20 protein-coding genes are annotated in these 19,925 nt (G+C 43.3%); 17 read left to right on the top strand and 3 right to left on the bottom strand.

What is annotated here, in order from left to right; translation table 11 throughout:
- Positions 1–159: 159 nt before the first annotated feature.
- The 4 genes from ACXAD1_RS12235 (at position 160) to ACXAD1_RS12220 (ending at position 2,723) form a co-directional block, all read left to right on the top strand.
- Positions 160–585, top strand: a complete 426-nt coding sequence (locus ACXAD1_RS12235; RefSeq protein WP_474910143.1) for a VOC family protein — start codon at positions 160–162, stop codon at positions 583–585.
- Positions 586–676: 91 nt separating this feature from the next.
- Complete coding sequence (locus tag ACXAD1_RS12230) at positions 677–1,234, top strand: N-acetyltransferase family protein (RefSeq protein ID WP_474910142.1); 558 nt, start codon at positions 677–679, stop codon at positions 1,232–1,234.
- Positions 1,235–1,466: 232 nt separating this feature from the next.
- Positions 1,467–2,123 (top strand): DUF6944 family repetitive protein, encoded by a 657-nt coding sequence (locus ACXAD1_RS12225; protein ID WP_206839387.1) that lies wholly within the window; start codon positions 1,467–1,469, stop codon positions 2,121–2,123.
- 12 nt (positions 2,124–2,135) lie between these two features.
- Positions 2,136–2,723, top strand: coding sequence for a DUF6944 family repetitive protein (locus tag ACXAD1_RS12220; RefSeq protein WP_474910141.1), 588 nt, complete (start codon positions 2,136–2,138; stop codon positions 2,721–2,723).
- Positions 2,724–2,891: 168 nt separating this feature from the next.
- Here ACXAD1_RS12220 and ACXAD1_RS12215 read toward each other — a convergent pair whose 3' ends face one another.
- From ACXAD1_RS12215 to ACXAD1_RS12205, 3 genes are read right to left on the bottom strand one after another with little or no spacing between them, the layout of a single operon-like run.
- Positions 2,892–3,983 (bottom strand): acetyl-CoA C-acyltransferase, encoded by a 1,092-nt coding sequence (locus tag ACXAD1_RS12215; RefSeq protein WP_474911301.1) that lies wholly within the window; start codon positions 3,981–3,983, stop codon positions 2,892–2,894.
- Positions 3,979–5,430: an AMP-binding protein gene (locus ACXAD1_RS12210; protein ID WP_474910140.1), complete on the bottom strand. Its 1,452-nt coding sequence runs from the start codon at positions 5,428–5,430 to the stop codon at positions 3,979–3,981. Before ACXAD1_RS12210 ends, ACXAD1_RS12215 begins: the two co-directional genes overlap by 5 nt.
- Positions 5,431–5,465: 35 nt before the next feature.
- Positions 5,466–6,029, bottom strand: coding sequence for a biotin transporter BioY (locus tag ACXAD1_RS12205; protein WP_474910139.1), 564 nt, complete (start codon positions 6,027–6,029; stop codon positions 5,466–5,468).
- A 261-nt stretch (positions 6,030–6,290) separates the two neighbouring features.
- Between ACXAD1_RS12205 and ACXAD1_RS12200 the strand changes: the two genes are divergently transcribed.
- From ACXAD1_RS12200 to ACXAD1_RS12140, 13 genes are all read left to right on the top strand, one after another.
- The gene (locus ACXAD1_RS12200; protein ID WP_474910138.1) at positions 6,291–7,109 is read left to right on the top strand and encodes an alpha/beta fold hydrolase; all 819 of its coding nucleotides are present in this window, start codon (positions 6,291–6,293) and stop codon (positions 7,107–7,109) included.
- 78 nt (positions 7,110–7,187) lie between these two features.
- Positions 7,188–7,970, top strand: a complete 783-nt coding sequence (locus ACXAD1_RS12195) for an IclR family transcriptional regulator (protein WP_035329809.1) — start codon at positions 7,188–7,190, stop codon at positions 7,968–7,970.
- 293 nt (positions 7,971–8,263) lie between these two features.
- A complete protein-coding gene (locus tag ACXAD1_RS12190; protein ID WP_474910137.1) occupies positions 8,264–9,541 on the top strand; it encodes an MFS transporter in 1,278 nt (425 codons plus the stop codon).
- Between the two features lie 147 nt (positions 9,542–9,688).
- The gene (locus ACXAD1_RS12185; RefSeq protein ID WP_035329812.1) at positions 9,689–10,225 is read left to right on the top strand and encodes a cupin domain-containing protein; all 537 of its coding nucleotides are present in this window, start codon (positions 9,689–9,691) and stop codon (positions 10,223–10,225) included.
- A gap of 164 nt (positions 10,226–10,389) precedes the next feature.
- Entirely contained in the window at positions 10,390–11,304 is a 915-nt protein-coding gene (locus ACXAD1_RS12180) for a VOC family protein (protein ID WP_474910136.1), read from the top strand.
- A gap of 23 nt (positions 11,305–11,327) precedes the next feature.
- The gene (locus tag ACXAD1_RS12175; protein WP_206839401.1) at positions 11,328–12,119 is read left to right on the top strand and encodes an SDR family oxidoreductase; all 792 of its coding nucleotides are present in this window, start codon (positions 11,328–11,330) and stop codon (positions 12,117–12,119) included.
- A gap of 27 nt (positions 12,120–12,146) precedes the next feature.
- Positions 12,147–13,865 (top strand): thiamine pyrophosphate-binding protein, encoded by a 1,719-nt coding sequence (locus ACXAD1_RS12170; RefSeq protein WP_474910135.1) that lies wholly within the window; start codon positions 12,147–12,149, stop codon positions 13,863–13,865.
- Between the two features lie 13 nt (positions 13,866–13,878).
- On the top strand, positions 13,879–15,324 hold the full coding sequence (locus ACXAD1_RS12165; protein WP_474910134.1) for an aldehyde dehydrogenase family protein: 1,446 nt from the start codon (positions 13,879–13,881) through the stop codon (positions 15,322–15,324).
- A 12-nt stretch (positions 15,325–15,336) separates the two neighbouring features.
- On the top strand, positions 15,337–16,119 hold the full coding sequence (gene nadX, locus ACXAD1_RS12160) for an aspartate dehydrogenase (protein ID WP_370224542.1): 783 nt from the start codon (positions 15,337–15,339) through the stop codon (positions 16,117–16,119).
- A gap of 86 nt (positions 16,120–16,205) precedes the next feature.
- Positions 16,206–17,513: an aromatic ring-hydroxylating dioxygenase subunit alpha gene (locus ACXAD1_RS12155; RefSeq protein WP_370224540.1), complete on the top strand. Its 1,308-nt coding sequence runs from the start codon at positions 16,206–16,208 to the stop codon at positions 17,511–17,513.
- Between the two features lie 38 nt (positions 17,514–17,551).
- On the top strand, positions 17,552–18,061 hold the full coding sequence (locus ACXAD1_RS12150) for an aromatic-ring-hydroxylating dioxygenase subunit beta (RefSeq protein WP_474910133.1): 510 nt from the start codon (positions 17,552–17,554) through the stop codon (positions 18,059–18,061).
- 15 nt (positions 18,062–18,076) lie between these two features.
- Positions 18,077–18,862: an SDR family NAD(P)-dependent oxidoreductase gene (locus ACXAD1_RS12145; RefSeq protein ID WP_370224537.1), complete on the top strand. Its 786-nt coding sequence runs from the start codon at positions 18,077–18,079 to the stop codon at positions 18,860–18,862.
- A gap of 30 nt (positions 18,863–18,892) precedes the next feature.
- Positions 18,893–19,855 carry a VOC family protein gene (locus ACXAD1_RS12140; protein ID WP_474910132.1) on the top strand — a complete coding sequence of 321 codons (963 nt, stop codon included), beginning with the start codon at positions 18,893–18,895 and terminating at the stop codon, positions 19,853–19,855.
- Positions 19,856–19,925: the final 70 nt, after the last annotated feature.

The raw sequence follows: 19,925 nt of genomic DNA, 5'->3' as shown, positions 1-19,925 counted from the left end.
AGTTATTGCACCTTTCCTATAAAATATAGACTTAGTGAATAAAATAGACCGATTATATTTATTTTTTTAAATAACAGTTGCGAACGTACGTTCTTTGTAGTAAAATCAATTTTGTAATAAATGTTAAGAAAAATGAAAAAATTATGGGAGCTGATTAAGATGACAGTAAAAGTGATTCCTTATTTAGTGATGGACGGAAATGCGACTGAAGCAATTGAATTTTACAGAGAAGCGCTCGAAGCGGAAGTTCTGTATAAGCAAACATTTGAGGAAGGGCCGGAAAACCCTGAATATCCACTTCCAGAAGATGCAAAGAACCGCATTATGCATGCAACTTTAAAGGTTGGGGAGAACGAACTCATGTTTAGCGATACATTCCCTGGCCAGAGTCATCAAATAGGCAATCAGGTGACCATTTGCCTCTCTACATCAGATTCTCAAAAATCGAAGAAATTTTTTGAAGCACTGCAGCAGGACGGACAAGTGACGATGCCTCTTCAGGAAACATTTTTCAGCCCTGCATATGGCAGCGTAATCGACAAATTCGGAGTGAATTTTCAAATCTATACAGAAGGCGAGCATTAATTAACTGTATGAGCCATTCTTTTATGGAGGAGAATCGGCTCTTTTTCTTGAACTTCGTGACATTTCTCAAAATAAAAAGAGAGGGAATTTTATGATTATAAAACCAAAAGAATACATTGTTAAAAATTTAAACTATATTATAAGATCTGCTGTCGAGGAAGATGCAAAGGAACTATCTGCAGTAAGGGTGCAGATTGATGGAGAAACGGAGAACATGGACCGCGAAGCAGGCGAAGCATACATAGATGAAACTGATTTTAAAGAGTTAGTTAATAAAGATTCCATTAGTGGCCGGAACCTATTTTTGGTTGCTGAAGTGAATGGGAAAATTGCCGGCTTCTCCAGATGTGAAGGCAGCGAACTGAAAAGAAGCGGACATAAAGTGGAATTTGGAGTATGTGTACTCAAGGAATTCTGGGGCTTTGCTATTGGAAAAAATCTTTTAGTTCAGTCTATTCAATGGGCGGACTCCAATCATATCAAGAAGATTACTTTAAATGTTCTTGAAACAAACGAGAAGGCGATTAAGCTTTATGAGCAAAATGGCTTCGAAATTGAAGGAATATTAAAAATGGATAAACAGCTGTCTGATGGCAGATATTACAGCACCATTGCAATGGGAAGGATTAATAACAAAACTCTAAGCTGAAAATTTTTGCTTGTATCAATGGAAGATGCGAACACTTGAAGGAGCAAAAGTATAAAGCACAGCGGACTCATCCCGAAGCATTTTGGTTCGCTGTTTTCTTGGCCATCAAATCCCAGTCTGCATTCTAATTCATTTTATCGGACCCCGGACTGCTTCCCATCATTTACACAACTCCGTACCCCTTATTTATTAATTGAATATAATTTAACATACGTCAGCTAAGGAGTATGTTATGGACAATCAACTAAAAGAGATCGTCGGAGCGACTTTAGCTGCGATCGGAACGATCATTTCAGCTGTCTCAACCATACCCGCAAAGTCAGAAAAAATGGAAAAACTCTTTGATGGCCTTGATATCGTGGGAAACAGCCTCCAAGGAACAGGTAACGCTCTTCAGGCGGATGGGCAAAGCGGACCGTCACTTGAAAAGGTCGGGAATGAGATACAGGCAATCGGAAACAGTACTGTCATCGCCGGATTAACTTTAGACTTAGAGGATGAAAATGAAGAGAAATTAGTGATCGCAGGAAACTGGCTTCAGGCTCTTGGCGGAGCGGCAGCACTTGGAGATGAATTTGAAGATCCCACTGCAGCCGGTCAGATTTTTAATATAAATGGCAATCTTCTTCAATCGATTGGCAATTCCCTTCAGGCATATGGGGGCACGATAAATCTCAAGGAAAAAGAGCTGGGAGAATCGGGAGACAGCGCAAATAATATTATTGCCGTTGGAAGCTGGATTCAGGCAGTCGGCTCTGTTTTATCAGTAATTGGCCAGATTCAGGAGGAAAATCAGGAGATAACTTCTGATAGCACTTCTGAGAGCAGTGAAGAAAACAATGAAGCTGACTCAAAACCTTCTGTGTGGCTAAATGAAGAACTTCTTTAGAGAGGGGTAATCATGTATCTTGAAGGAGATGATCTATTAACTATCGGAGCGTATTTTTTGGTTGCGGGCACATTTATTTCTGCGATTGGTGAAACCATGAAGCCAGATGAAAACAATTTCAACAAAAAATTAATACGCGACGGAAACGGAGTCCAGGCAGTTGGCAATAGCCTGCAGGGATTTGGCAGAATAAGCGTGGCTGAAGGTAATGAAGAAGCTGCTAATTTATATGGAATTATCGGTAGCTTTACACAGGCAGGCGGCAATTCAATCAACACAGCTGCAAACAATATCGAAATTCAAAATCCATCAGTCTCTGTGTCAGGCTTTAATTCACTGGGCAGTACCATTCAATCGATGGGGGCAGCATTGGAAGCTGCGGGAGTGGCAAACGAGGAGAACAATATGCTCAGCAATCTCGAGACACTGGGCTACTCATTAATATCCGTATCGGCCATCCTTGACGCTTTAGGAATTCTTATAGAAGATGAAGAGAGCATACAAAAAAGACTGCTTCTGGCAGCAGGGGGATGGCTGGAATTCATTGGTGCTTCTCTGGGCGCTTATGTTATAATCCAGGCAGCTGATGAAACTGTATGATTTTGCTGCATTAATAAAGAAAATAACCTGTTATCATGATGATATCAGCTGATATGTGTCGAATAGCAAAATGCTAGCAGGTGATATTCTTGTGCTAATATGTCGAATTTATCGTTGATTATTCAAAAAACCTGGAATAACAATACTCCAGGCTTACGTACAGTTTTATTATACACCTTCAAACAAAACAGCAACCCCGACGCCTCCTCCGCTTCCAATGGCAGCTAATACATATTTGGAAGGAGATCTTCTTTGGACATCATGAAATAATTTTGTAACCATTACAGCACCTGAAGCTCCATAAGGATGGCCAATTGTTAGAGCGCCTCCATTAACATTCAGTTTTTCATATGGAATTGAGAGCTCATTGGAGCATGCAGCAATTTTTGAGGCGAATGCTTCATTAATTTCTATTAAATCAATATCGTCAATCGTTAAATAATTTCTTTCCAGGATCGCTTGTATTGCTGGGACAGGCGCAGATCCCGGATAGTTGGGGTGTACACCAGCTACTGAACTATCGGCAAAACGCAGAATGGGCCTGTATCCATTTTTAATAGCTGTTTCTTCTTCCATGACCAGCACAGCAGATGCCCCGTCATGGATGCCGCAGCTGTTGGCTGCTGTTACAGTGCCATCCTTTTTAAATATAGGCTTTGCACGTTTAAGAAGAGTCTCCATTTTTCTTTTTCTAAAAAACTCTTCATCATGCAGATGGCTTCCAATTGGGATCATTTCCTCTGTCAGCAGTCCATTTTCAAAGGCCTTCCAGCTCCGTTCATAGCTCAATTGTGCGTATGTATCCTGACTTTCCCTTGATATGCTGTACATCTCGGCCACATTTTCCGCTGCTGCACCCATATCGGGGTCTCCGATTTTGTCCGGGGAGAATCGGGCCCTTTTGGAAAAGGGAGAGGTGCTGGCACTTTCCGTACCACCCGCTATATAACAAGTCCCTGCACCTCCCTGGATGGAATAGCATGCCAAGCGAATGGCTTCAAGACCCGCACTGCATTGCCTGTCCAGGGTTAAGCCCGGAACAGACAGAGGGAGTCCTGCTTCCAATGCTGACAAGCGTGCTACATTTCCGCCAGGTCCAACGACATTGCCCAAGATGACATCATCAATTTTTTCTTCTATACCTGCAGCCAGATAATTTAGAAGCGGGGCAGCGATTTCATGAGGTTCATAGTCTTTAAGCATCCCATTTACTTTTCCGATAGGTGTTCTTTTTGCCTGTACAATCACTGCCTTCTTAATGGCTAATCACCTTTCTTTCGATGGATTCCTTCAGCTGGGCACGGGCAATTTTTCCGCCGGCTGTGTAGGGCATTTCTTCAGTGAAGATCCATTTGCGCGGTACTTTGTAGGAGGCTAGATGTTTTTTACATAGTCGCTTTAACTCAAGGACATCCGTTTTGCCTTTGATAACCGCAGCTGCAATTTGCCCCCAATATTGATCCTCCAGTCCAATCACAGCAGCCTCCTCGACATCCGGGTGCAAACTGATCACTTTTTCAATTTCTTCAGGAAAGATATTAATTGCCCCATATAAAATCATGTTCTTTTGCCTCCCGCTGATGTATAAATATCCTTCATCATCAACATAGCCCATATCATCAACGGTGGCCCATCCATCCTGATCCCTTATGGAATGGATTATTTCATTTGAAAGGTAACCATCGAAAATAAGTTCGCTTCTGACATATATTTTGCCAATTTCATAAGGAGCGAGCTTCCTGCTGTCTGTTCCTCTAATTTCGATTTCAACACCATGGCAGGGTTTTCCGACTGATCCTGCCTTATCCTCATCAGCAAGAAATGTTACATAGCTCAATTCACTCGCTCCATAAAATTCGATCATGGAGAGCTGGGGGAATATTTTGCTGATTTCCAGCTTCGACGTTTCATCCCATTTCGCACCTGAGGAAAAGATTTTTATCGGTTTATCTATGATTCTTTTTTCTCTTAAAATAGCTGAAACCATCGTCGGAACTGTATAAAGTGTGCTGATGGGCTGCTCCTCGATACATGAGAGAACTTGTGGTGCACTGAATTTTTCGAGCAGGTGAACCGTTCCGCCCGTACAGAGCGTACTTACCGCACCATACAAGAAATGAGAATGGATAAGTGCCCCTGGTATCAGTACGTGCTCTTTCTCATCCATCTTAAAATCATAATGGTTCACCTCGAAGCTGGCCGCCCAGGAACTATGGGAACGGATAAAAGCTTTTGGGCTTCCGGTCGTTCCTGAAGTAAATCCCATATAAAATGGGCGGTTAGTTTCTGAATCGATGTGAAAATTAGTGCTCTGACCGCAGATTTCCTCCAGGGCATCCTCCCAGATAAGCACGAAAGGGTGAAGGAGGGCAATCTGATCATAGTATTCTTTAACTGTGATCACGATAGCAGGGCTGGATATTTCGATTCGCTGGTTAAGTTCTTCGGCTTTCCATTTTAAGTCGAAAGGTACAGCTGTCCATCCAGCCATGGAGGCACCTATGAATAATTGCAGAAAAGGAATTCCATTTGGCAGCAGGATTGCTGCAGTTTTATTGGTTACAGATAGAGAATTAAGCCAGTTAGCGGTTTTGCTGAGATGAGAGCTCCATTCTTTATAGCTTAAAGTTTGGCTTTTTGAAATGAATGCGGCTTTAGATGGAGATTCTTCAGCGAGTTTTTGTATATTAGCTGTAATATTAGTCAACGGGTTGTTCCTCTCCTTATGGAAAAGGAGACACCTTAAAGTGTCTCCAGAGATTTAGAAAATTGCTTATTGATTATCGGATGCTTTAGCAGCCTGTAAACCAGGAATGAGGCGAGGGTTGCTTTTAACACATCTCCAGGGATATAAACAAGGCTTAATTTGATTGCATCAGCTAAAGGAATGTTCATCATAAATGCCTGTACCGGAATGCCAAATAGATAGATTAGGAATATTCCGGCAGTCAGGTTTATGAGCAGGATCTTCATTAATTTTAAAGTTTTGAAGCGTGAAAGTAAATAGCCGATAAAAAATGCGGTAATCGGATAGGCAATCAAATACCCTGCACTTGGCCCGAAGAAAACCCCAATGCCGCCGCGGCCACCCGATAATAATGGTGCACCGGCAGCAACCAAGAGTAAAAACAATGCCATGCTGATTCCGCCAAGCCTTGCGCCTAGAATACCGCCGGCCAAAAGGACTCCAAGTGTCTGCAAGGTAATCGGAACGGGTGTAAAAGATAGCATGATAGGAGGAACAAGACCGAGTGCTCCCATAACAGCCGCAAATAGTGCTACAAATGTCATCTCTTTAACTTTCATAATAACTCTCCAATACAGATTAATAGGTTAACTGGTTTTATTTTATGGTTTACATAAAAGTTTGTCAACCTGATATATAATGCAGTTTACACTTGTTTTTAGGAAGGACTGAAAAGGTGTTAACTAAATCTTAATGGGCAATGAGTTAATGGATATAATATATTTTGATTATTCAGTTGACTATTCCAGAATATGATTTATGATTAGGTTAACCGAAACGATGTTTTACTTACAAAACAAACATGTGTGGAGGTTAATAAAATGCCATTTATTGATGTCAATGATTTAACTATTCATTATGAAGTAGAAGGAAATGGTGAGCCGCTTGTTATTCTTCATGGACTGGGAAACAATTCACAATCCTGGAAAAAGCAGCTGGAAGGGCTGAGTAAGGAATTTACTGTTATTGCCTGGGATGCGCCCGGCTATGGCAAGAGCTCTGATCCTGGGGAGGAATTTACACAGTTCAGCCAATTTGCTGATGTTTTGAAGGGCTTTATTGAAGGGCTGCATTATCAATCTGTTAATCTATTAGGCCATTCAATGGGCTCAGCCATCGCGCTTGATTTCTGCAGCCGTTATCCCGATATGGTGACCAGGCTGATTATTGCAGATGCCACTCGCGGTGCCGCTGGGCAGAGTCATGAAGAAAACGAAAGAAAGCTGAAGAACCGCTTACATAATATTGATACATTGGATCCAAAGGAATTGGCTCAGTTAAGAGTAAAAGAGCTTCTTGCGCCAAACCCGGATCCAGCAGTAAAGAAGGAAGCAGAACGCATCATGTCCCAGGTGAGGCCGATGGGCTATCGCTCTGTGGCTTTTTCACTTTCAAATTTAAATCAAATGGATATTCTGCCTTCCATTCCTGTTCCTGTCCTTGTTATTTGCGGGGCATTGGATAAGGTTACTCCTGTAAGCGAATCAGAAATTTTCCATCAGTACATCCCAAATTCAATTCTGAAAACCATTCCGAAAACAGGGCATTTATGCTATCAGGAGAATCCGGACTATTTTAATGCCCTTATTTTGAATTTCCTGCAGGGAGCATACAAAAAAGAAGAATTAGCAGAAAGGTAACCATAGAGAAATACTTCCTATTTCTATCCTGGTTTTGTTAATATGTTAGTAAAAATGTAAACACAGGGGGTGACTTGCATGGCAAAAGAGGAAAAAGAGCGGTATAATGCCAATGCACTGGTACGGGGACTGGAAATCTTAAAGCTCTTTAATGAAGAGCGTCCAACTCTGTCATTGGTTGAAATTGCAAAAGAATTGAATGTTAGCCGAACGGTCCCGTATCGATTATTGTATACCCTCCAATCGCTTGGTTATCTTGACCAGGACGAAAACTCAAAGAGATATAGTTTAACGCCCCAGGTATTGGAATTGGGCTTTTCCTATTTAAGTACGTTAAAACTTCCGGAAATTGCCCAGCCTTATTTGGAAACATTAAGAGATGAAACAGGGGCTTCCTGCCATTTATCCATTCTGGATGGGAATGAAGTGGTGTATGTTGGCAGTGCTCCTGTCAGAGGGGTATCTGCTATTAATGTCAATATCGGACTGAGGCTCCCGGCTCATGCAACCGCAAATGGAAAATTGCTGCTTGCCTATCAGCCGCAGGAAAAGCTGAAACAGCTTTTTTATGGGTCCGAATTGAAGCCGTATACGGATCGGACCAAAACGTCCCTTGCTGATTTTCAAAATGAAATTGAAATAATCAGGGGAAATGGATACTCCATTACAAAAGGAGAGCTTCACCATGGGATTCAATCGGTAGCGGCACCGATATTTGATAAATCCGGCAGCATTATGGCTGCTATTAATGTTGTAGCAACAGAGGCAACATTCCATGATGAGTTTATTGAACAAGTAGCGCTGCCTAAAGTGCTTGAGATTTCAAAAAAGTTATCAGGCTATATGGGATATCATCTATAGGAATAAAAAGAAATGGTTAAAAGCTTGCAGCACTGCAAGCTTTTTTGTTTTGTATATAAAACATCATTTAGCAAATAAAACAAATTGAAATTTTTTATTGACTCAATTTTCGAAAAACTTTACACTATTAATAAGTGGTAAACATTGTTTTATATATAAAACGAAGAATGGCTGAAAGGAGGGCAAAAAATACCACCAAAAAATTTTTTTCTTATGAAGTATAATATTTGAGAATCGAATGTAATTGAAAGCGGTTACAAAAAATGAATATGTTTCTTGAAAGGGGATCACAAATGCTGAAGGGGAACAAAAGATGGCTCTATATTGCTGTGCCTATATTCTTTTTCTGGTTTTTTGGACAAATTGATAAACTGGGAATCTCGGTTATTCAAACGGATCCTGGCTTCCTTAGTGATCTGGGGCTAACAGGGGCAGACAAAAACGCCAAAATTGGCTTAATAACATTTATCTTTACAATCTCTTACGCCGTTTCAAACATTTTCTGGGGCTTTGTTATTGATAAAGCAGGCCCGCGGAAAACCGCTGTATTCGGGCTGGTAATTTGGACTGCGACCATGATTGCAGGCGGTTTGTCAACTTCCTATGAGATGTTTTTAGTCAGCAGGGTTATTCTTGGATTCGGTGAAGGGATGATGATTCCGGTTTGCGGAAAATTCATTTCGAATTGGTTTAACCAACGGGAACTTGGCCGGGCACAGTCTACCTGGCTCGCAGGCAATTATTTCGGACCTGCCTGTGGTGCCGTTATATTGACTTTAGTGCTTGCCACTTTCCATTGGGAAGCTGCGTTTTTCTTCCTGGCTGCTTTTAATCTATTTATTGTTATTCCAATGTTTTGGTTCCTTACCCGGGATACTCCTGAAGAGCATTATGCAATTGATAAGGAAGAGCTTGCGTATATCCGCAAGTCTGATGGCACTGAAAAACCAAAGAAAAGCTTTGCCCAGGACTATCGCTACTGGATCGTTTGGTTTGGCATGTTAATGTCATCGTTTTTGTTTTTCGGAATAAGCATCTGGCTGCCTACTTATCTCGTTGAGGCGAAAAGTTTCTCAAGAGAAGCAATGACAGGGATTACCTCATTATCCTGGCTTTTTGCTCTAGGGTTTGTATTATCCTGCGGATTTTTGGCAGACAAAACAAGACGTCCAAGCTTGCTGGCCACGATTCTGTTCAGTTTAACGGCAGTATTCTTAACAGCAGCTATTTTTGCACCGCATCCGGTTCTGGCAGGTATTTGTATGGGACTCGCAATGGGAACTCAAGGCGGAGTCTTCCATTTAAGCAATTTATTTATAGTGAAATTTTCGACCCCGGAAACAGCAGGGCGCGCTGCCGGTCTTATGGGATTCACAAATATTTTAGGCGGATTTTCAAGCTATATCATGGGATGGATGAGAGACCTTGCAGGCGGGGATTTTGGCCCATCTATCGTTATGCTTATTATTGCAGCGAGCCTGGGCTTCATCGCTTATATTTTCACAATCAAAAAAGAGGCAGCGGAGCTTCGGATAGAACAGATTCCTGCAAATAGAAAAGTAATCGTATAATAGTTTTATATTTAAAACAAAGTTTCAATAATTTAATTTTTCTCAATATTTTTAATTGACATATTAAATATTGGGATTTATTATTAACCTGTAAGTAAAACATTGTTTTGTATATAAAACATAATAATAGTTTAGGAGTGATATTAAATGTCAGCTGAAAAATTTGATGTGCAGGCTTTTGAAAAAAAATATGTAGCAAGGCTGGAAGACCGATCACTGGACTGGAATGTTCTTAAATTTCAGGAAGAAATTGATCCAAAGTATAAAAGGGCGCAAATGAGATATATTGGCCGCGGAGCAACAGCGAATAATGATTCAAATGTAATTGCAGCGGAACATTTCACACTCAGCACGATGGTCCTTCCAGCTGGATGTGTTGGACCTCTTCATCTTCACGATGATGTGGAAGAAGTATTCTTTATTCTTAAGGGGAGTGTAAAGGCTCTTATCCAGGAAGTAGGGAAGGAAGAAGTTCATGAAATTCGTCTGAATGAACGCGATTGCATCAGTTCTCCACCAGGAGTGTACCGCGGCATTCATAATGATGGCGATGAAGAAGCGTTAATGCTGGTTATGCTTGGTGCCGTAAAACCAAATCTTCCTACATATCCGAAGGGGAGTGCTCTTGAGGAGCTTCGCATTCAGCGTGCGAAAGAAAGAGAAGCCATTATCAACGGAAAATAATCGTTTTCAAGCAAACTGGCAATCTAATAAATATTACCGGGATGGACCGCTAACACTTAAATTTGCCGGGTCATCCCGGTTCCTTTAACAAAAAAGGTTTCCTGATACACATGGCTGCATGCAACTGATTGAATGAAAGACTTATTACTTTGGAGGTGCATGGGATGTTAGGCATTACTCACTTGAGGCACATTAGTCTCATTACTCCAGTTCTTGAGGAGCAGGCTGAATTTTACGAGAAGATTTGGGGTCTTGATAAGGTATCCGAAGATGGGGATTCTGTCTATTTCAGAGGTGCTGGTTCAGAGAATCATATTTTACATTTGAAGCGGGGAGAAAAAGCGGGGCTTCATCATATTGCATTTGGAATGGTTGATAAGAACGCCGTTGACAGGGCTGCGGAGATTCTGGCTTCCAAGGGGATCCCGATTATTTCACCGCCGGGCTATTTAGATGAAGAAGGTAAAGGGTACGGGCTACGCTTTGCTGATCCGGAAAACCGCTGCATTGAACTTTCAGCATGGGTGGAAATGCACACGACAATCTGGAATAAGAAGAATGTTGATCCGGTGAAGCTGAATCATGTTGTCATGAATACGGCAGACCTGGATATGATTACAGACTTTTATACAAATATTTTAGGATTTAAGGTTACTGATTGGAGCGAACACCAAATGTCCTTCCTCCGCTGCAACAGGAAGCATCACTCAATTGCCTTCAACCAGGACCAGCATGCATCTGTCAATCATATTGCCTATGAGGTGGACACAGTGGACGAAGTTATGCGGGGGATTTCGAACGTCCGAAAGGCAGGCTATCAGGAGCTTTGGGGTCCTGGACGCCATGGACCGGGAAATAACATCTTCTGTTACTTCCAGGATCCTGCCAAATTTGTCATGGAATACACTTGTTATCTCGAAACCATTGAAGACGAGGAAGAATGGGTGGCTCGAGTATGGAAAAGGGTTCCACACCTGATGGATCAATGGGGAATAGCCGGACCTCCAAAACCTGAAGCACGTGCGGCGATGGGCGGAAAGCCAGATCCGGGCTGGATCAGCCTGAAAGCATTAACCTAAAGATATTTGAAAGGGGTATCGTGATGGACTTTGGTTTAAAAGGAAAAACAGCAGTCATTATGGGCGGGACTTCTGGAGTAGGCCTCAAGACAGCAGAAATGTTCCTTCAGGAAGGTGCCAATGTGGCAGTATGCGGCAGGAATGCAGAGAGGAAGGATAATGCCTTTGACCATTTATTGCATTTCGGATCCCGTGAGTCGATTCTTGCTGCCACTTGTGATGTAACAAATAAAGAGGATGTTACCCGTTTTGTCGATTCGGCAGCAGCCCGATTTCAGGGAATTGATATTTTGGTTAATGCAGCCGGACAAAGTGTTATGGGCCATTTCTTCGATATTACAGATGAGCAATGGCAGGAGCAGATTCAGTTAAAATATTTTGCCATTATCCATGCGGTACGTGCTGTTCATCCATATTTGGTGAAGAGCGGAGGCGGAAGGATCATTAATATTAATGCGACGCTCGCAAAGGAACCTGAAAGACATATGGTTGCTACAGCTGCTACAAGGGCAGGTCTTCTGAACTTAAGTAAAACGCTTTCCCAAGAGCTTGCATCAGACAATATCCTGGTCAACTCCGTAAGTCTTGGATTAATCCGTACAGACCAGTGGGAACGCAGACGATTAAAAAATGCACCTGATATGGATGCCGAGGAATATTACAAAGATCTTGCAGCAAAGCGGAAGATTCCGCTGGGCAGGGTTGGAGAAGCAGAAGAGGTAGCCAGTGTCATTCTCTTTTTAGCTTCAAAGCAGGCAAGTTATGTTTCAGGATCAACCATTGAAACAGCTGGAGCGCTGGGGAAAGCGCTTTAATTTCAAGCAAAGGCAGGAATGATTAGTATGAGCCAACAGGAACAATTGGAAATTGCGCCGGCAAAAGCAAATGAGTCAATGGAATTTACTGCAGCAGATGCAGTGGTGAAGGAACTCGTCCGTGCTGGAGTTGAGGTGGCATTTGGGATTGTAAGCATTCATAATATGCCGATCTATGATGCCATCCTTCGTGATGGGAGTATTCATCTGGTATGCTCGCGCGGGGAGAGCGGTGCGGCAAATATGGCAGATGGTTATGCACGTGCGACAGGAAAATTAGGAGTGGTCATCACGAGTACGGGAACTGGTGCAGGAAACGCAGCTGGTTCACTGATTGAGTCATGGGCAGCGGGTGTTCCCGTCCTTCATTTGACAGGTGAGGTTGCATCACCGTATTTGGGAACGGGCAGAGGCTATATTCACGAGTGTAAAGACCAGCTGTCTATAATGGAGGGTTCTTGCAAAAAAGCGATGCGGCTAAGAAGGCCTGAACAGGCAGCAGCGGTTATCAGACAAGCGATTAAGGAAGCTGCTGCTGCACCTTCAGGGCCTGTTTCAGTAGAAATCCCAATCGATTTCCAATCTGCGATTATACAGGATTATTCATTGGAAGAAGTGAATGTGCAGGAAAACAGCTCCATATCGTATCTTCCAAAAGAGGCGATAACCAAAGTCAGCCAGGCCCGCCGCCCGGTCATATGGGCAGGAGGGGGCGTCATTAGCGCCGGGGCTTCCAAAGAATTGCAGGAGCTTGCGGAAAGAATCGGGGCAGCCGTTATTACAAGCCAGTCAGGCAAGGGCAGCATTCCGGAGGATCATCCTCAGTGTATTGGCCACTTTGCATCTTTTGAATTAACAAAGGATTTAGTGAAGAAATCGGATCTCCTGATCAGCATTGGAGTCAGATTCAGAGGGAATGAAACCTCCAACTGGAAAATAGAAGTTCCTGAAAATCATATCAGCATTGATGCTGACCTGCAGGCAATGAACAGAAATTATGCGGCTGCCATCGGGCTGGCAGGTGATGCTAAGCTTATATTGAGAAAAGTAAATGAAGAATTGGCTAAGGAATCATTTACGACGCCATCCGAAGAATATTTGGAAGAAGTGCTTTCAGTAAGAAAAGAACTGCGTCTTCAGCTGAGAGCTACGCTTGGACCATATGAAAATATTGCTGATGCTATGCGTAAATTGCTCCCGAGGGATACTGTATTGGTGCGTGACGTTACGGTACAGGCAAATGTCTGGGGCAGCCGATTATTTGAAATATCTCAGCCTCGTACATCCATTCATGCTTCAGGCGGAGGGATTGGGCAAGGTTTGCCGACTGCAATCGGAGCACAAATGGGATGTAAGGATAGACAAGTTGTTTTATTAGCTGGAGATGGCGGCTTCATGGTTAATGTGGGTGAAATGGCAACGGCAGTACAGGAAGACCTTCCATTAATCGTCATCCTGTTTGATGATGCAGGATATGGCGTTCTCCGGAATATTCAGGATGCAGCCTATGGACGGCAGGTAGCGGTCGATTTAGTTAGCCCAGATTTCGTTTTGCTGGCTCAGTCCATGGGATTTGCTTCTGCGAAAATCGGTTCTCCTGAAGAATTCGCATCAGAACTGGAGAAGGCAATGGACAGGAGAAAACCATCCATGATTGTAGTGGATATGGAAGCAGTCGGGCCAATGGCGAAACCATTCGGAGGGCCGCCGGGCGCGGCAGAAGCTTTCAAACCGAAAAGGCTGTAAGGGAGTGATTGGGATGATTTCAACGTATCCATTTGTTTCAGGAAAATATTTAATAAGCGGAAAATGGATCCAGGCAGAAAAAAAGACAAATGTTATAAATCCGGCTGATCATCAGGAAGTCGTGGGCGAAGTTGCTTTATGTACAGAAGAGCAGGTTGAATTGGCCATTTCAGCAGCAGCAAAAGCTTTTGAAACCTGGTCGAAAAGTGAGATTGAGGATCGGGCTAACCGGATGAAGCTGGCTGCGGACGAGATTAAAGCAAGTGTCGAAGAGAACGTAACCTTGCTGATCCGAGAAAATGGAAAAGTGCTGGTGGAAGCGAAAAAAGACCTTCTGCGCTGTGTCGATATTATGAAGGAAGCTGCCGATGAGCTGCTGGAATGGTGGAAGCCTGAATCCATTCCCGGTTCCCAGAAGGTTCAAATCCGCAAGCGTCCCCGTGGTGTAACGGCGGTGATCTCTCCATGGAACTCACCAATGATCCTTACGTTTAAGCGGGTGATTCCGGCTGTTCTTGCCGGAAACACAGTCGTTGTAAAGCCGGCGACGAGCTGTCCGCTAACGATCATGTCATTTCTCAAGACAGTAGCTTCTTATTTCCCTGACGGAGTCATTAATGTTGTGACTGGTTCAGGAAGGGTTATTGGCAATAAGCTTTGCTCAGATTCGCGAATCCGGACCATTGCATTTGTCGGCAGTACGGAGACTGGCAAAGAAATCATGCGTGCTGCTTCAGGCACAGTGAAAAATGTCTACATGGAGCTTGGCGGGAATGATGCGGCAATTATCCTCGAGGATGCCAATCTGGATGAAAGCGCTATTAAGCGCCTGCGTTTCGGTATTCTCCGGGCAGCAGGCCAGGTGTGCTCAGCCATTAAAAGGATCTATGTCCATGAATCACGATACGGTGAGCTGGCAGAAAAGCTTAGAAAAGAATTTCAGCATATTAAGGTTGGAAACGGCATTCAGCCTGATGCCGAGATGGGGCCTTTGAACAATAAGGCTCAGTACGAATATGTGAATGGCCTGATCGAACGCGCCAGAAAATCCGGTGCCACAGTCATCACAGGGGGAATTCAGCTTGATCCTGATTCCTGGGATAAAGGCTATTACATTCTTCCTTCAATCATTACCGGTGTGGATCAGAAAAGTGAAATTGTTCGTGCCGAACAGTTTGGACCTGTCATTCCGATCCTTCCATTTAAAGAGGATGAGGAAGTCATCAGCCTTGCAAATGACAGTGAATTTGGTTTAAGGGCTTCTGTTTGGACATCAGATGAATCCAAAGCAATCGAATTTGCAGACCGGTTAGAGGCCGGCGCCGTTTTCCATAATAATCATACCGTTTTTCAGGATCTCCATCTGGACTTCCCGGGCCTAAAGGAAAGCGGACTTTCACGTGAAACGCGGCATTGCGGCCTGGAGTTTTTTGCAGATTCCTATGGGTTTGCCAATTAGGGGGATACCGATATGAAATTAGCCTTAATCGGAGGCGGGAATATAGGCAGGTTCCTGCTTCAAAGCATTAATAAAGACTGCTTAATACCGAATGCGCAAATTATTGGCCTTCATACCCGCTGCCAGGAACAGGCAAAGGAATTATCACTGGAATTTAGTGCGGAAATCTTTGCAGACGTGGAATCCCTTTTAAAATCCGATGCCGACCTGGTTATAGAAGCAGCAACTGTTGAAGCTGTAGAGGAGTACGCTGCTTCCATTTTGCTCTCAGGCAAAGATCTGGTTGTCAGCAGTGTTGGGGCATTGGCAGACCGGGAATTTTATAAGTGCCTTGAAGAAATTTGCATTTTAAATAATACGAAAATTCACTTGCCATCAGGGGCAATCGGCGGCCTGGATGTTTTAAAAGCAGCTAAATCGATTGGTGAACTGGATTCTGTATCCATTATCACCAGGAAGCCTCCTCAGGCGCTTCCTGGTGCCCCGCTTGATGGCGAAAAGGTGCTTTTTGAGGGGTCTGCCGCCGAAGCCATTAGATTATTCCCAAGGAATATCAATGTATCCATTATTTTGTCTCTCGCGGGGTTAGGTGCCGAGAATACCGGAGTAAAAATCATATCCGATCCAGCAGTAAGGAAAAATAGCCATACGATTGAGGCAGCAGGTTCCTTCGGAAAGCTGTCGCTTCAAGTCGAAAATGACCCGATGCCTAATAATCCAAAGACAAGCTACCTGGCAGCTCTAAGCATCCTGGCTTCATTGAAGAATAGGGATGAGATGATCCGGGTTGGATGAGCCTGCTGCTATAGAGGAAGAGAATAGTAAATTCTTTTCCTCGCTCCTTGGAGAAGCTTATTTTAAGACGAAGGGGGAATTTACATATGATTAAAACGACAACTAAGAACTTAGAAGAAATGACCCAAAAAGAAACAATCGGCTACTTAAACGAAACAGTCCAGCCTGAGGCTGGATCCATTCCTGCTTTTATCCTCGCAGATCCTAAGATTTACGATATTGAGCATAAAAAGGTGTTTATGAAAACCTGGCTTTTTATTGGTCATGAATCAGAAATCCCAAATAAAAATGATTATATGCTAAGAGATTTAGCAGGCTACTCTATTATCATTACAAGAGATTCAGAGAATGAAATCCGCGGCTTTTACAATATGTGCACACACCGGGGGATGAAATTATGCCGTGCTGACAAAGGAAATAAATCCTCATTTGTATGTCCTTATCATGGATTCAATTTTAAAAACAATGGTGATCTGATTGGAGTGCCTCTGCAGAAGGATATTTATGGAACTGACCTGGATAAGTCCAAGCTGGGACTCCACAAAATAAGGATTGAATCGTATAAAGGCCTTATTTTTGGAACCTGGAATGAAGAAGCAGAGTCTCTTTCAGATTTTTTGGGCGATTTCAAATGGTATTTGGACATTTTAGCCGGGCGTGCTGAAATGGAAGTCGTCGGCCCTCCGCAAAGATTCATCATCCATTCAAACTGGAAGGTAGGAGCAGATAACTTTGTCGGCGATTCCTACCATACAATGGTCACTCATGGATCCATTGCAAAATTGGGCATGGTGCCCAGTGCAACATATTCTAAAAAGGGATACCAGATCCACACAATGAACGGGCATGGATTAAATCTGGGCACTCCTAATCCTGACTTCGCATTCCCTGAAGAGCTGAAATCGGAATATAAATCCAATTTAACAGATGAACAATATGGTGTGCTGGCCAATTTGAAAAATATGATCGGTAACATCTTTCCCAACCTGAGCTTCCTCATTTCGCATACAAAAGTGAAAGGGCAGCTGATTTCGAATACAACCGTTCGGATGTGGAGGCCAATTGGGCCTGATAAAATGGAAGTGATCGCCTGGTTCCTCGTAGAGAAAAATGCGGCAGAGGACTGGAAGAAACGTTCAAGGGATTCATTCATTTTAACGTTCAGCCCTTCAGGCATTTTCGAGCAGGATGATACAGAAGTATTTACTGACATAACCGCTGCCGCATCAGGTCCAATGCCTGTTATGAAAGAACTTGTTTACAATTATACGATGGGGATGCACCGTGAACCGGTCAGTGGTTTCATCGGTCCTGGTGTTGTCTACGATGATAAGTTTTCTGAAGCAAATCAAAGGAACTTCTATCGCTACTGGCTTGATCTCATGAACGCTTAAGTAAACTGGAACGATGCCTGGAAATGGGGGAATACAAAATGAGTTTAGAGAAAATGCTCGCAACCTATGAATTTGAACAATGGCTCTACAGAGAAGCTGAGCTGCTTGATCATATCGATTTTGATGGCTGGTTCAGCCTTATGCATTCATCTCTGAGTTATCAAATGCCTGTACGCGTCAATAAAGAAGGCACTGAAAGGCCGGATTATGCGGAAGATATGTTTTCTTTTAATGATGATATAGAGTTGCTGAGCCTGAGAGTCGAACGGTTAAAAACGGATTATGCCTGGGCGGAAATTCCGCCTTCCCGCACTCGCCGCTATGTAAGCAATGTGAAGCTTTCCGACTATGTCCCGAATGAAAAAGCTTCTGTAAATAGTTATCTTCTAATCTATCGCAGCCGCAGTACAGACATCCATCATGACCTGATTTCAGGAGAACGGCATGATGAATTTATATATGAAGATGGCGTCTGGAAATTGTCCAAGAGGGTTTTCATTGTCGATCAGACGACACTCAATACCAGAAATCTTGCTATTTTTGTATAAGGAGGAGCATCCAGTATGGCACTGCTTAGCGGAAAATCAGTCTATTTGACCGGGGGCGCCTCTGGCATTGGATGGGCTGTTACAGAGAGTTTTATACAGGAAGGAGCCTTTGTAACTGTCTTGGATAAGTCAGCAGCTGGCCTCGAGCAATTGAAAAAGGAATTCGGTGATCGTGTTCTATGCGTGGAAGGGGACGTCACTGAATACGAGGATCACATTCACGCCGTTGAAGCGGCTGTGGAAGCGGCGGGGAAACTGGATGTATTCGTTGCTAACGCCGGCGTATTCGACGGGTTTGCCAAATTCAGCGAAGTCCCGCCAGAGGCCATGTCAGACGCCTATGACCTTTTATTTACTATTAATGTCAAAGGCTACTTCAATGGTGCAAAAGCTTGTGCAGAAGAATTGAAAAAAACAAATGGAAATATGATTTTCACGGTTTCCGGAGCCGGCTTTTACCCGGACGGGGGCGGAGTCTGGTATACAGCAAGCAAGCACGCGCAAATCGGCTTAATGCGCCAGCTTGCCTTTGAATTAGCCCCGGATATCAGGATAAATGCAGTTGCCCCCGGCGGCACATTGACGGCACTCAATGTCATTCATCCGCTTAAGCCGTTTGTGAAAGCAGTCGATCAGGATACAAAAGAGAAAAGCATTAAATCCCGAAATCCACTTCGCATAGCCATGACCAGTGAGGACCATGTTGGAGCGTATCTATTGCTTGCTTCTGATCAATCCCGTGCCATTACAGGAGAAGTGATTTCCAGTGATGGAGGACTTGCTGTACGGGGTTTATCCTGAGGAGAAGCGTTATTTAGGAGGAGTGTTTTTATGGCAGAAAGCAAAACCGCTAAAGTGCCATTGGCAGGAAATCAGTCCATTAACCAGCTGGCTTTTGTTGTTCGGGATATTGAAGAGGCAAGTGAAGCTTTTTCAAGTTTACTGGGTGTTCCGAAACCTGAATGGTTTTTAACAGGTGATCAGGAAGTATCAAAGGTAATTTACCGTGGAAAGCCTACTGCATCAAGAAGCAAATTAGCTTTTCTAAATACGCCAACTGTTCAATTTGAACTTATTGAACCGAATGAGGAACCGGGCACGATGCGGGAGTTTTTGGATAGAGCCGGAGAAGGCATACACCATATTGCCTTTGATGTGGAATCCATCATAGAGCGGATGCCGTTTTTCGAGGAGAGCGGATACTCATCACTGCAAAGTGGAGAGTTTACAGCCAGTGAAGGCAGATATGTTTATGCAGATACCTTGAAGGACTGCAAGATATTGGTTGAACTCCTGGAAAGCCCTGAGGCAAGAAACACTGCAGCTGCCCCAGAATTACAAAGCCCGATGCTTGGAACAAATAAAGTCGAGCAGCTGGCAATCGTGGTAAAAGATCTGGAGTTAGCTGCAGAAGCTTATTGTAAGCTTCTCGGTGCCGATATGCCACCCATTATACAATCAGGCCCAAGTGAAGAGACACAGGTTATTTTCAGAGGTCAGCCAACAGAAGGTAAATCTAGATATATGTTCATCAATACACCCTTCATTCAAATTGAATTAATTGAACCAAGTGATTCACCAAGTACTTGGCAGGAACATCTGGAGAAATACGGGGAAGGTGTCCATCATATTTCGTTTGTTGTCGATAACCTGGATGAAAAAATCAGATTGCTGGAAGGACTGGGATATCCTGTCATACAAACTGGCAATTTTTTTAATGGGAAAGGCAAATACGCCTATATGGATACAACCTCAATATTTAAAGTGATTATTGAATTACTTGAGAGATATTAAAGAATGGCCGAACGGCTGCACATAATAGTGCAGCCGTTTTTTAAAAGTTTCTTAGGTGGGGGTATATGTC

It is taken from the genome of Cytobacillus sp. ABV4_503 (assembly GCF_056158445.1).
This window is presented reverse-complemented; position numbering and strand designations above follow the sequence as displayed.